General features: G+C 68.9%; 12 protein-coding genes and 1 pseudogene. 1 reads left to right on the top strand and 12 read right to left on the bottom strand.

Annotation, left to right across the window (positions count from 1 at the left end; all coding sequences use genetic code 11):
- Window positions 1-393: 393 nt before the first annotated feature.
- Together QSG27_RS24170 and QSG27_RS24165 are read right to left on the bottom strand one after the other, a co-directional pair.
- The gene (locus QSG27_RS24170) at window positions 394-822 is read right to left on the bottom strand and encodes a DUF1489 family protein (protein WP_306710647.1); all 429 of its coding nucleotides are present in this window, start codon (window positions 820-822) and stop codon (window positions 394-396) included.
- Between the two features lie 100 nt (window positions 823-922).
- Window positions 923-1,261 (bottom strand): acyl carrier protein, encoded by a 339-nt coding sequence (locus QSG27_RS24165; protein ID WP_306710644.1) that lies wholly within the window; start codon window positions 1,259-1,261, stop codon window positions 923-925.
- Window positions 1,262-1,377: 116 nt separating this feature from the next.
- Between QSG27_RS24165 and QSG27_RS24160 the strand changes: the two genes are divergently transcribed.
- Entirely contained in the window at window positions 1,378-2,277 is a 900-nt protein-coding gene (locus QSG27_RS24160; RefSeq protein ID WP_306710642.1) for a DMT family transporter, read from the top strand.
- A gap of 27 nt (window positions 2,278-2,304) precedes the next feature.
- Here QSG27_RS24160 and modC read toward each other — a convergent pair whose 3' ends face one another.
- From modC to QSG27_RS24110, 10 genes and pseudogenes are all read right to left on the bottom strand, one after another.
- Window positions 2,305-3,396 carry a molybdenum ABC transporter ATP-binding protein gene (gene modC / locus QSG27_RS24155; protein ID WP_306710641.1) on the bottom strand — a complete coding sequence of 364 codons (1,092 nt, stop codon included), beginning with the start codon at window positions 3,394-3,396 and terminating at the stop codon, window positions 2,305-2,307.
- The gene (gene modB / locus QSG27_RS24150) at window positions 3,393-4,061 is read right to left on the bottom strand and encodes a molybdate ABC transporter permease subunit (RefSeq protein WP_035678881.1); all 669 of its coding nucleotides are present in this window, start codon (window positions 4,059-4,061) and stop codon (window positions 3,393-3,395) included. The genes modC and modB overlap by 4 nt, the downstream gene beginning before the upstream one ends.
- A gap of 34 nt (window positions 4,062-4,095) precedes the next feature.
- Window positions 4,096-4,842, bottom strand: coding sequence for a molybdate ABC transporter substrate-binding protein (modA, locus tag QSG27_RS24145; RefSeq protein ID WP_306710639.1), 747 nt, complete (start codon window positions 4,840-4,842; stop codon window positions 4,096-4,098).
- Between the two features lie 27 nt (window positions 4,843-4,869).
- Window positions 4,870-5,661 carry a TOBE domain-containing protein gene (locus tag QSG27_RS24140; protein WP_306710636.1) on the bottom strand — a complete coding sequence of 264 codons (792 nt, stop codon included), beginning with the start codon at window positions 5,659-5,661 and terminating at the stop codon, window positions 4,870-4,872.
- 410 nt (window positions 5,662-6,071) lie between these two features.
- Entirely contained in the window at window positions 6,072-6,803 is a 732-nt protein-coding gene (locus QSG27_RS24135) for an SIMPL domain-containing protein (RefSeq protein ID WP_306710634.1), read from the bottom strand.
- Window positions 6,804-6,903: 100 nt separating this feature from the next.
- The gene (locus tag QSG27_RS24130; RefSeq protein ID WP_306710632.1) at window positions 6,904-7,869 is read right to left on the bottom strand and encodes a ligand-gated ion channel; all 966 of its coding nucleotides are present in this window, start codon (window positions 7,867-7,869) and stop codon (window positions 6,904-6,906) included.
- 28 nt (window positions 7,870-7,897) lie between these two features.
- Entirely contained in the window at window positions 7,898-8,485 is a 588-nt protein-coding gene (locus QSG27_RS24125) for a TIGR00645 family protein (RefSeq protein WP_306710629.1), read from the bottom strand.
- A complete protein-coding gene (locus tag QSG27_RS24120) occupies window positions 8,482-9,039 on the bottom strand; it encodes an Hcp family type VI secretion system effector (RefSeq protein ID WP_306710628.1) in 558 nt (185 codons plus the stop codon). The genes QSG27_RS24125 and QSG27_RS24120 overlap by 4 nt, the downstream gene beginning before the upstream one ends.
- Before the next feature lie 3 nt (window positions 9,040-9,042).
- Window positions 9,043-10,131: a type VI secretion system protein TssA gene (gene tssA / locus QSG27_RS24115; RefSeq protein ID WP_306710626.1), complete on the bottom strand. Its 1,089-nt coding sequence runs from the start codon at window positions 10,129-10,131 to the stop codon at window positions 9,043-9,045.
- A gap of 8 nt (window positions 10,132-10,139) precedes the next feature.
- Window positions 10,140-11,783 (bottom strand): annotated as a pseudogene (locus tag QSG27_RS24110) (type VI secretion system protein TssA); the annotation flags it as partial.

The following is an 11,783-nucleotide window of genomic DNA, read 5'->3' as shown; positions in this document are numbered from 1 at the left end:
AAGCTTTCGAAACTGAAGTCTCTTACTGCTTGACCGAGATGCTCAAGCGACCCGCGATGCCGGTCCCCTCCGGAACCAACCCGCGGCCAACGGTCCATGCCGCCGCCTGCGCATCCCTTCTCACAACACGGTATCAACAATGTCAATGAGCCCGCAGTCCCGTTGAGAACCGCAACACCCCGCGCCCGACCCCTTCAGAGGAGTGGGCCGCCAGGGCCAGAATGTCTTCTGTTTTCCCGACCCGCCGCCGCCTCGTTGGCGGCCACCGCGTCGGTGGAGCGGGTTATAGGCGCCTCCCCCACGAAGACGCAAGCGCTTTTTTGACAAGGTGATGAAAATTCCGCCGGATCGTGAAAAATCAATGGCTTGGCGGGCCGCAGGGAGCCGGGGCGGCTACAGAAGGCCGAGGGACCGCAGTTCGGCGGCAAGATGGGCCGGCAGTTCGTCGCCCTGCCCGCCTGCCTCGGCCAGATCCTTGGGTGCAGCCTGCGGGTCGAGGTAACGCCATCCTTGGAAAGGCCGATGGGGCGTCGGCACGGTGGGCACAAGCTGCGGGTCCATTCCGAGGATGCAGCCGTTCTCGCCTTCCTCGTCGACGGTGGTGTCGATGGCGACCACCCGCTGGCGGGCGGCGACGGAACCGCGGACCACCCAATAGATCGACCCGCCGGCCAGGATCTCCTCCCCCCGCTTCGGCACGCGGCGCGTGAAGACGGGAACCACCGGGCGGCCCGCGACGGTCTGTGCGCGGCGCGCCTGCACCGCCGCGAGATGATCGAGGTCGTCGATCCCGACGGCCAGCTTGATGAGATGCAAGGGCATGGAAGGCTCAGGGAAAGGGTTGGCGGGACGGGTCCGCTGCCGCAGATGGGAATCCGCGGCACCGATTCCAGCCATGCCCATCGCGTTCGGGGGCGCCGGTTCAGGCCGGCACGTTGTTGAGGGAGCGGCAGCGCTCTTCGAAGAGCGGGGTCACGAAGTCCGGCTTCTTCAACAAACCGCGCATCCACGCCGTCAGCGTGCAGAGGTCTTCCAACCGCACGGTCTCGTGAAGCGTGTTCTCGGGAAAGGTCAGTTCGAAGGTCTCAGCAATATGGTCGAGCACCTGTTCGAGCTGCTCCGTGGTGAGGCCGATCCCCCCGTCCAGCTGGGCGCTGCGGGTCAGGACCTTTTCGTCCACGCCGTATTCGTCACGGATCAGCTTCACGATCCAGCGGAAAAGATGCATCCAGTTGGTGATCCCGAGGATCGGCTCCGACATACCCCGCCCCTTATGTACGCGACTTCGGTGCGAAGAATGACACGCATTCTTTGCAAATTCATTGCGTGAAAATGCCGCTTCCGCAGGACGGTGCCGGCCTTCATACAATGCGGCCCATGCGCGCCGCTTACCTCAACCTCGCCCTGTCGATGACCCTGGTCGGCCTGTCCGTTCCGGCCTCCAAGGTGATCGTATCCCATATCCCGCCGCTTGTGGCGGCGGAAATTCGTTTCGCCCTGGTTGCGGTGCTGCTGGTGCCCTTCACCCTGCGTGGCGGGGTGGCGGCGCTTCCCCGCAATCGGCGGGACTGGACGAGCCTGACGCTGCTCGCCCTGTTCGGCATGGTGCTGTTCAACCTCTTCCTTCTGTACGGGCTGCGCGAGACCAGCGCGGTCGCCGCCGGAATCATCACCAGCACCATCCCGGCCATGACGGCGCTGGGGGCGGCGCTGATCCTGCGGGAGCGGGTCGGAGCCGGCAGCGCCGCCGCCATCGCCCTGGCGGTGCTGGGCATGGCCGCGCTGAATCTGCGCCCCGGAGGCAGCGGCGGCCCCGAGGATTCCCTCGTCGGCAACGCGCTGGTGCTGGGAGCGGTGGTGTCGGAGGGGCTGTACGGCGTCTTCGCGCGCCAGCTCGGCGGGCGTATCCCGCCCCTGACCCTGACCTGTCTGGCGAATGTCCTGGCCGCCGCGATGATGGCGCCGGGAGCGCTCGCCACGCTGGGCGGCTTCGATCCGGGAGCGGTGCCCGGCTGGGTCTGGCTGCTGTTCGTGGCGTCCGGCCTGACCGGCGGGCTGCTGGCGGTGGTGCTGTGGATGCGCGGGATCGCCCATGTGCCGGCCAACCGGGCCGGGCTGTTCACCGGACTGATCCCGGCGGCGGGCGTGCTGGCCGCGGTGCTGTTCCTGGGCGAAGCCTTCACCCTCGCCCATGCGGCGGGGCTGCTGTGCGTTCTGTTCGGAATCGCGATGGGCACGGGGGCGTTGAGGCTGCCCAGGCTGTTCAGGCCGGGATGAGCCTCCCGCCCCCTGCCTCCAGCCCAATCACATCGCTTCCTGAACCAGGGCCACGCCCTTGATCTGGGCATAGACCGACTGCCCGGGAGACAGCCCGAGGGCATCCCAGCTTTTGCGGGTGACGCGGGCGAGCATGCGCGCGCCCCGCCCCTCCTCGCCCAGGGCCACGACGGCCATCATCTGGACGTCGTCCTGCCGCTCCGCCGCCACGATGCGCACCGGCAGGGCGTTCAGGATGGTGCTGCCCTCCGGCGGGTGGCGCGCGAGGCTGACGTCGGACGCCGCGATGCGGGCGCGCCGCGCCGTGCCCTGCGGCCCCAGGTCTCCCGGAACGAGCAGGTGTCCCCCGTCGAGCCGCAGCAGGGTCAGACCATAGGCATCCTCCCGCCCCTCCACCACCGCGGGCAGGGTCACCCCGGCCTCCGGCATGCGGGCGATGGGAAGGGTGGGGTCGGCCTGAAGCTCCTGCATCGGGCCGGCGGCGACGACGCGCCCCTGGCGCAGCAGCACCAGATGGTCGGCCAGCCGCTCCACCTCCGCGATGTCGTGGCTGACATAGAGGACGGGAACCGACAGCACGCCGTGCAGCCGCTCCAGATAGGGGAGGATCTCCTCCTTGCTGAAACGGTCCAGCGCCGCGAGAGGCTCGTCCATCAGCAGCAGGCGCGGCTGCGAAAGAAGCGCGCGGCCCACGCCGACCCGCTGGCGCTCGCCGCCGGACAGATGCGCCGGCGACCGGTCGAGCAGATGCCCCAGCCCCAGCAGATCCACCACGTCGTCCAGGCGGATGTGCTCCGGCACGCCGCGCCCCACCGTCCGGCGATGGCCGAACAGCAGGTTGGCGCGCACCGACAGGTGCGGGAACAGGCTGGCCTCCTGGAAGACGTAGCCGATGGGCCGCTTGTGAGTCGGGCGGAAGCTGCGCCCCTCCTGCCAGGCGTCGCCGTCCAGGGCGAAGCGCCCGTTCAGCCGCTGGAGCCCGGCGACGCAGCGCAGCACCGAGGTCTTGCCGCAGCCGGACGGCCCGAACAGGGCGGTGATGCCGCGGCCCGGCGCCTCGAACGCCACGTCCAGGTCGAACCGGCCGAGCTTTCCGTGAAAATGCGCCGACAGGCTCATCGCCCGCCCCGCCCGATGCGCTTCTCCAGCATCATCATCGTCAGAATCACCGTGAAGGAGAAGACCAGCATCCCACCGGCGAGCAGATGCGCCTCGTCCCATTGCAGGGTTTCGACATAATCGTAGATGGCCACCGACAGGACCTTGGTCTGGCCGGGGATGTTGCCGCCGATCATCAGGACGACGCCGAACTCGCCCATGGTGTGGGCGAAGCCCAGCACGGCCCCGGTCAGGAAGCCGCGGCGGGCCAGCGGCACCGCCACCGTGAAGAAGGTGTCGAGCGGCGAGGCGCGCAAGGTCGCCGCCGCCTCCAGCGGGCGGTCGCCGAACGCCTCGAAGGCGTTGCGGATCGGCTGCACCACGAAGGGCATGGAGTAGAGGACCGACCCGATGACCAGCCCTTCGAAGGTAAAGGCCATGGAGCGGGCTCCCCACAGGGACGCCAGCCAGCCGCCGGGGCCGTTCGGCCCCAGCAGCATCAGCAGATAGAAGCCCAGCACCGTGGGCGGCAGCACCAGAGGCAGCGCCACCACCGTGGCCACCGCCTCCTTCCACCAGGCTCCGGACCGCGCCAGCCACCAGGCCAGGGGCGTGCCGACGATCAGCAGGATGACCGTCGTCAGGCCCGCCAGTTCCAGCGTCAGGATGATCGGCTGCCAGCTCATCGGCGGGCCTTCCTTGCCGTGGATGCCGGCACGGTCAGTTCGGCACCTTTGTGCCGTAGCCGTACTTGGAGATCACCGCGGCGGCCTCCGGCCCCTTCAGGAAGGCGAGGAACGCCTTGGCGGCCTCGTTGCCCGCACCCTTCTTCAGCAGGACGGCGTCCTGGAAGATCGGGTCGTGCAACGTCTCCGGAACCGGCCAGCGGGTGCCGTCCGGCTTGGCGATCACCTGCGACAGGGCGACGAAGGCGAGTTCGGCGGCGCCGGTGTCGGCGAACTGGAACGTCTGGGCGATGCTGTTGCCCTGGACGATCTTCGGCTGGAGCGCGTCGTGGACGCCCATCTTCTTCATGGCCTGCACGGCGGCGGCGCCATAGGGGGCGGTCGCCGGGTTGGCGATGGCGATCTTCTCGAAGGCGCCCTTGCGCAGCGTGTCCTCGCCCAGCGGGGCGCCGGACGCCTTCGTCCACAGCACCAGGCGGCCCACGGCGTAGGTGAAGCGGGACTCCGGAACGGCCAGACCTTCCTCGACGGCCTTCCTCGGCGTCTCGTCGTCGGCGGCGAGGAAGACGGTGAACGGGGCGTCCTGCTTGATCTGGGCGAAGAACTGGCCGGTCGCGCCGAAGCTCAGGATCGCCTTGTGGCCGGTCTTCTGTTCGAAGGCGGTGGCGATTTCCTTCGCCGGGGCCGTGAAGTTCGCGGCGACCGCCACGTTGGTTTCGTCGGCGTGGGCCGCCGCCGTGACGGACAGCAGCGCGAAGGTGGCAAGCAGGAAACGCTTCATTCGAAAAACTCCCTTCCCATCCTATCGTCAATCCACCGCGAGAATGATGTGCGATGCGTCGATCAGCGCGCAGGCCGGGTCGCCGGCCTTCAGGCCGATGTCCTCGGCGCTGCGCAGCGTGATGATGGCGGTCAGCGTCTTGCCGCCGCCGATGTCCAGCGTGATCTCGCTGTTGACCGCGCCGTCCTCGCGGCGGGCCACCACGCCTTCCACGCGGTTGCGGATCGAGGTGCGCCGCGCCTCGTCCACCGGGGCGAGGATCACGAAGGGCGCCTTGATCAGCGCCGTCGCCGCGCGCCCCGGAAACAGGCCCAGGTCGCGCACGCTGTCGCGGGTGATGACCGCGGTGATCGAGGTCTGGTCCGAGAGGGACAGCGTGACTTCGGCGTTGACCGCGCCGTCGGTGATCGCCGTCACGGTTCCACGAAGGGTGTTTCGGGCACTGGTGCGCATGAAGAATCCCCACATCAAGCTGGCAGCGGACAATCCGGTGCCGTTCAAATCCGGTTCCAGCACCTGGAAGGCGCGGACCATCTCGCTTTGCAGGCGGTGAAAGGTGGCGACCAGCCGCACGCCGTCCGGCGTCAGGGCCGTTCCGCCGCCGCGCTTGCCGCCGGCCTGCGCTTCCACCAGCGGGCGGCCGAACAGGTTGTTCATGGCATCGATGGCGTCCCAGGCCGCCTTGTAGGTGACGCCGACCGACCGCGCCGCGCCGGAAATGCTGCCCTCGCGCCCCACCGCCTCCAGCAGCCGGATGCGCTCCGCGCCGATGGGCGACGCATGAGGACCGGCGAACGACACCTGCGGCTGAACGGACATGAGCGGAAACCCCGGCTGCGCTATATACGGTTGCTATATAACCATGCTCCGCGCAGGTGAACCACCGCTTTTTGACGAGGATGTGATTTTTCGCCGGTGACCGGCAATAGCGGCGGCCCGATCCCCTCGGACACCCAGACGATGCACGGTACAGCCCATGTAATGGATGCACAGTTCCTGTTCAGGATGCTGATTTTTCAGGCTGCACTGATGACACAGGAGGCGGATCGTTCATATGTTGTTCGAGATTCCGAAAATCGGAAACAATATGATTGAACCGTTCCTTGCCCTGCCTTCGGCGAGCAGGCGCCGGCCGGCGATCCCTTGGCCGGATGTCCGGTGGGGTGACCCCGGTTGCGCCGAGTCCAATATATAGATGGGCTATACAGCGCGGAGCGCGCCGCGTGCCCTCAATCCACCAATTCCCAGTCGAGGGTGGACACGACGCGGACGATCTTGTCGATCTGCCGGCTTTCCATGATGCCGGGGGCCTCGTCGCGGGCGAGGATCTGGAAAAGCCCCTGGTTGGCCCGGCGGATGCCGCCCAGCGTCGCGCCGCTGTCGGTGGCGAACTGGGCCGCGGCCTCGCGCGCCTTGGCCGTCGCCTCGGCGATCATCTCGGTCTTCACGTCGTTCAGCCGGGTGAACAGGTAATTGGGGCCGGAGCCCATGCCGGGTTCCCCGCCCAGGGTGACGCCCTGGTCCAGCAGTTCGGCCAGAGTCTGGCTGGCGCGGTCCACCCGGTCCACGTCGGGGCTGCGGATCATCAGGGTGCGGGTCAGGATGTAGCGCTGGTCCGCCGGACCCTGGCGGTAAGCCTGGGCCAGCAGGTCCACAAGGTCGATCGACCGCGAGACCACGGCGTCCGCGCCCAGCCCATGGCGCTCCAGAAAGGCCAGGACGGCCTTCTCGTCCGCCGCCGTCTTCGCCTGCACGGCGGACAGGTCGTCGCCGGTGGCGACGTAGCGCAGCGGCCAGAGCGCGAGGTTCGCCTTGACCTCGCGCTCGGCGGAGCCCTTCACGGTGACGAAGCGGTCGGCCAGCCGGACCTGCGCCACCTCGCGCCCCGCCGCCCAGCCCGCCACCGCGATCCCGGCGGCCAGCAGCGCCGCCGCGGCCAGCGCCGTCCGGTTCCCGATCATGCCCGTCTCCTCCGGTCGTCATCTCCTGCGGAGCGTGACGGAGGATTGTGGCGAAGCTCAGGCCGGGCAAGCCCCGGCCCGGGGAATCACGTCCCCGGAATCACACCATGGTCAGCCAGACGCACATCAGCCCGTAGGCGACCGGGAACAGCACCAGGCACACCCGGTCGAGCAGGATCGACTTCGCCGCGTTCCGCTCATAGATCATCAGCGACACGGCGCTCTGCATCAGGCTGAGGAAGATCATGCCCATGGAGGCGAGGTTGACCCGGTCGGACAGGGTGAAGCCGCTGCTGCGCGGCAGGTCGCTGGCGATGACGAAGTAGCAGGCCACCACCGCGAACAGCGCGCCGATGCCCAGGCCGAAGCGCGGATCGAGGTCCACCGGCTTGACCAGGAAGGCCAGGAAGGCCACCACCGAGGAGATGAAGATGGTCGAGAAGGTCTTGATGTAATAGACCGAATCCGGCCGCTCCAGGGTGATGGAATGGGTATAGCGGGAATAGACGGACTCGTGGTTCTTCGGCAGGGTGATGTCGCCGTAATTGGTGCGGTACCGGTGCGCCGTAACGGTCGCCGCGTTGCCGGTCAGGTCGTAGCCCGAAACATCGACGTCGGGATCGATGGTGCTGTTGTCGGTGTCCGCCACATAGACGATGTTGTCCGCCGTCATGTCGCTGTCCTCGATCACCAGCCGGATGGTCTGGCGGTCCAGCGGGAAGCGGGTCACGTCCCAGGGCTGGTTCAGGACAGCCTGGACGCGCACCTGCCCATAGTTGGTGTCCTTCAGCTTGCGGATCGGGGTCGGCGTCCGGGATTCGATCCGCCCGTTCATCAGCTCGAACGTCTCCAGCGGATTCAGCGCGTCGTCGTCCCAGCGGAACCAGACGTAGAAGTCCACATTCACCTGATTGTCGCGCAGATTCACCCCGGTGATCTGGTTGACGTAGGTGCCGACCACCACCTTGGCCGGCCCTGGGGCCGGCCCTGGGGCGGGATCAGCCTTCGGCGTGCCCGGCAGGCCGGTCAGCAGGATGGCGAGGAACGCCAGCGCATACCGCATCATGATACCGTCTCCTTTCCGGTTCGCCGTGTCAGTGCGCGTGGCTCTTCTTGACCAGCACGTCCATGGTCGCCAGCAGAACGCCGGAGAAGACGAACGTGACGTGGATGGCCACCAGCCACATCAGGTCGCGGTCCGAGATTTCGGACACGTTCATGAAGGTCTTCAGGATCTGAATGGAGGAGATCGCCACGATGCTGGCGATCAGCTTCACCTTCAGGGCGCTGAAATCCAGCTTGCCCATCCATTCCGGACGGTCGGCGTGGCCCTCGACGTCGATCTTCGACACGAAATTCTCGTAGCCGCTGAAGATCACCATCAGCACGAGGTTGCCGACCATCGTCAGATCGACCAGCCCGAGCACGATCAGGATGATGTCGCTGTCCTTGCCGTCGACCAGAAGGGGAAGCGCGTGCACCAGCTCCTGCGCGAAACGCCAGCCGATCATCAGCAGGGCGGCCACCAGACCGACATAGAGCGGCGCCAGGAGCCAGCGGCTCTGGAACATCACCTGTTCCAGGAAATGCTCGGCCCGGCGCCCGTGCCCGCGGCGGCCTTCGCCGTTGCGGGGCGGGACGGTGGTGTCGCCGGTCAGAGCCGACGGGTTCGACTGGGTCATGACTTGCTCGCCAATGTGATGTCGCCACGGATTTGGCCGATTTTCCGGCCGTCGATCTGGTGCTGGTAGGTCATCTGCAACTGGTCGAAGGCCAGCGAGATGGTTTCCGTCCCGTTGCTGCTGTCGTCGTTGTCCACGGACAGCTCGTATTCGGTGATCTGCGTGTTCTTCAGGACGATGGTCAGGTAGGGCTCGGCGAAGATGTCGCTTTCGCCGAAGAACTCGCCGCCCTGGAGGCTGGCGAAGGTGCGGAAGAAGTGGAGCGTCGCCGTCACGTCCTTCTTCTGCGGATCGAAGGCCGCCTGCATCAGCTTGGGCGAGGCGAGGTCGAAATGCCGTTCCAGCTTCAGACTGTCCACGCCCAGCTTGTTCTGCTTCTGCGCCTTCCGGCTGCTGAAGTAGGACGTGTCCTCGATCGGGTCGTCGTAGTTGAAGCCGCCGACCTCGCGCTTGCCGGAACGCAGGTCGAAGCTGAAGCATTCGGCCAGATTCTTGTAATGGCGGATCAGCGATTCGCCCTTGATGCCGGGATAGTCGAGCAGGATGCGGGGCATGGCTCAGCGCTCCTCCAGCCGCAGCAGGCCGAAGATGCGCCCGACCTCGCCGCGGTCGCCCAGCAGTTCGGCGTAAAGCTCCGGCAGGGACAGGTTCCCCCAGGCGGCGGCGCGGCGCACGAGGTAGGAGGTCGGGCTGTGCGGCTCCTCCCGCGCCAGGAAGTCGGCGATCTGGTGCAGCATCGCGTAGGCTTCCTGCCGCGTCCGCGGGCCGCCGGGGCGGGCGAAGGCGGCGGCGGGGACGATTTCGGCGGGCGCGTCCATGGCGGGCTCCTCCTTCTCGGCCGGGGCGGGCGCGCCGTCCGGGTCGATGCCGCGCTTGGCCAGCGCCTCGCGGTGGAACTGGATCAGGCTGTCCAGAGTCTTCAGAAGCTGCGTGAATCCCGGCGCGGCGCGGCCCGCCACGGCGTCCAGCTCCGCCGCCAGGGTGCGCACCGCCGTCACCGCGTCGCGCAGGTGGCCGTGCTGGCCCTGGTAGAAATCCGGCGGCGTGCGGTCCTGCGCCGACAGGATCTGTTCGACCGTGACCTCCCCGTCCTCCACCGCCTCGTGGAAGGCGCGCTGGTCGCGGGTGGCGAGCTTGCGCAGGCGCTGGGCGTTCTGCCAGTCCTGGAAGCGGTGGGTCTCGTCGGCGTTCGCCCCGGGCTGGGTGACGGTGGTCGCCATTAGGTCGCGGGAGAGCTGGCTGTCCAGCCAGACCAGCGGGGCCAGCCGCGGTTCCGGGTCGCCGTCGTCCAGCCGCGGGTAGAGCCCCTCCCAGAAATCCTCCACCAGCCCATGCACCAGCAGAAGCCCCGGCGCCAGACCCGCCGGACCGTGCAGGCGGCCCAGCGCCTGGACCAGCCACGCCGCGACCTGGAGGTCCTTGGTGCGGGTCTTCAGCAGGTCCGACGCCTGCTGGACGACGCCCTTCCAGTCGGCCTTCTTGACGGTGGTCTGCCAGATGCCCTGGTCGAGATCGTCGTCCATCCGGCGCGCCTCGGTCAGCGCGTCGAACTCCGGGCCGTGGCGCAGGTCGTCGCCCGCCGGATCGTCGCCGGGGATGGGCTGGAGCAGGGCGCCGATGTCGATAAGCGGGTGGGGAGCGGTCATGGGGCTGCTCACGGGAAGCGTTGGGCCGCGGGGCGGAGCATCGGCGGCTGGGCCGGGGCGTTGCCCAGATCGAAGAAGGCGCGGTCCACCGGAGCCACCGCCCCGGAGGGCGCCGGCCACGCGGCCAGCCCCGGCATCCGCCGCAGGGAGCCGACCGGGGCCAGCGGCGGCGCCTGCGCGGGCAGGGCGGGCACGGCCACCTTTTCCTCGCGCGGCGGCTTGCCGTCGGCCAGGACGGTGCGCTTCACCGCCAGCGTCATGAAGACCCGCACGTTGGGCTTCACCGCCGGCTGCGCCGCCGCCTGCGCCGCCGGAGCGATCGGCGTCGGGGCGGTGGTGGCCGCCTCCTTGACCGGGCCGCGGGCGACGGCTTCGAACAGCAGCAGCGGCTCGGTGTCCGGGCCGGGGCGGCGGTCGCGCTGCGGCGCGGCCTGCCGGCTGGTCAGGGCGAACAGCGCCCAGGGACCGTCATAGTCGAAGCGCAGGGAGGGACCGTCCACCGACGCCCCCGCGCCGACGCCGGACACCGGCAGCACCGTGCCGTCCTTCGCCCAGCGCAGCGTGACGCTCAGCCTCTCGCCGGGATACCAGCGCAGCGGCGTGCGCGGCAGCGTGCTGGACAGGGCGCCGTTCGGGGTGGCGAGCTTCCATTCGATGATGTCGCTGCCCCCGGCCTCGCGATTGCGGTTGGCGCGGAAGGCGGGATCGAGCGTCAGCCCGCCGCTCTGGTCCGGGGTCACCGCGGCGATCAGCAGCGGGCGTGCCCGCTCCATCGTCTCCACGAAGCGCAGCGCCTCGCGCCCGGCGGGGCCGAAACGGTCGCCGCGGCGCAGCCCCTCCAGAACGAAGGCCGACCGCGCGTCGAACCGCTCGTAGAAGGCGCGCACCGCCGCCGGGTCGGCATCCTCGCCCGGCACGGCGGCGGTGGCGAAGGGGAAGCGGCCCGCCAGCATCTCGTTGAACCCGGCGGCCAGATCGACATAGGCGTCGTAGACGCGGGCGTCGGCGGCCAGCAGGCAGCGGGTGGCGATCCACTGCTTCAGCTCGGCCAGACGGCTGCGGAAGAAGTCGTCCGGCACCCCGTCGATGGCCCCCAGATTCTGACACCCGGCGGCGTCCACCGCGGCGCTCTCCACCGTCACGAACTTCTCAAGCTGCGCCAGCGAGCTGTTCGGGCGCCCGCCGTCGTACTTGTCCAGTTCGGCGATGATGCGCGCCCATTTGGCGGCGGCGCCCGACCCGGTCCCGGCGCCCATCACCGGGCGGTCCAGGATCTCCACCACCGGGGCGGCGATGTCGCGGGCGAGCACCGTCACCTCCTGCCGGGCGTTGCCGAGATAGAGCCCCAGCCCGGCGGGCGTGGCCTGCCCGAACAGCAGGTGCGGCACCAGCGGCCCGTCCACCCAGACGTCCAGCGCGTGGGCGTCGGGCCGGTAGAGCTGGTCGCCCTCCAGCAGCCGGTCGGCCTGGGCCAGCACGGCGTTGGCCTGCCGGGCCACCGTGTCGCGGATGGCGTCGGCGGAGGTGGTCAGCCCGATCTGGCGGAAGGACTGCATCGTCTCGGCCAGCACCGGGAAGGCGGTGCGCAGCGCGTGGGCGGAGGCGCGGAGCTGCGCCAGCCCGCCGGCCCGGTCCACACCGCCCGCCGCACC

Origin of the sequence: Azospirillum isscasi (assembly GCF_030849505.1) — a bacterium.
Taxonomy (GTDB): domain Bacteria; phylum Pseudomonadota; class Alphaproteobacteria; order Azospirillales; family Azospirillaceae; genus Azospirillum; species Azospirillum isscasi.
Note: the sequence above shows the minus strand (reverse complement) of the source record. Positions and strands in the feature narration are given on the sequence as shown.

What these genes read in the sequence shown, in the direction of transcription:
- QSG27_RS24170 (WP_306710647.1), bottom strand. Translation starts at nt 822, where the DNA reads ATGCCCTTGCATCTCATCAAGCTGGCCGTCGGGATCGACGACCTCGAT.
- QSG27_RS24165 (WP_306710644.1), bottom strand. Translation starts at nt 1,261, where the DNA reads ATGTCGGAGCCGATCCTCGGGATCACCAACTGGATGCATCTTTTCCGC.
- QSG27_RS24160 (WP_306710642.1), top strand. Translation starts at nt 1,378, where the DNA reads ATGCGCGCCGCTTACCTCAACCTCGCCCTGTCGATGACCCTGGTCGGC.
- modC (WP_306710641.1), bottom strand. Translation starts at nt 3,396, where the DNA reads ATGAGCCTGTCGGCGCATTTTCACGGAAAGCTCGGCCGGTTCGACCTG.
- modB (WP_035678881.1), bottom strand. Translation starts at nt 4,061, where the DNA reads ATGAGCTGGCAGCCGATCATCCTGACGCTGGAACTGGCGGGCCTGACG.
- modA (WP_306710639.1), bottom strand. Translation starts at nt 4,842, where the DNA reads ATGAAGCGTTTCCTGCTTGCCACCTTCGCGCTGCTGTCCGTCACGGCG.
- QSG27_RS24140 (WP_306710636.1), bottom strand. Translation starts at nt 5,661, where the DNA reads ATGTCCGTTCAGCCGCAGGTGTCGTTCGCCGGTCCTCATGCGTCGCCC.
- QSG27_RS24135 (WP_306710634.1), bottom strand. Translation starts at nt 6,803, where the DNA reads ATGATCGGGAACCGGACGGCGCTGGCCGCGGCGGCGCTGCTGGCCGCC.
- QSG27_RS24130 (WP_306710632.1), bottom strand. Translation starts at nt 7,869, where the DNA reads ATGATGCGGTATGCGCTGGCGTTCCTCGCCATCCTGCTGACCGGCCTG.
- QSG27_RS24125 (WP_306710629.1), bottom strand. Translation starts at nt 8,485, where the DNA reads ATGACCCAGTCGAACCCGTCGGCTCTGACCGGCGACACCACCGTCCCG.
- QSG27_RS24120 (WP_306710628.1), bottom strand. Translation starts at nt 9,039, where the DNA reads ATGCCCCGCATCCTGCTCGACTATCCCGGCATCAAGGGCGAATCGCTG.
- tssA (WP_306710626.1), bottom strand. Translation starts at nt 10,131, where the DNA reads ATGACCGCTCCCCACCCGCTTATCGACATCGGCGCCCTGCTCCAGCCC.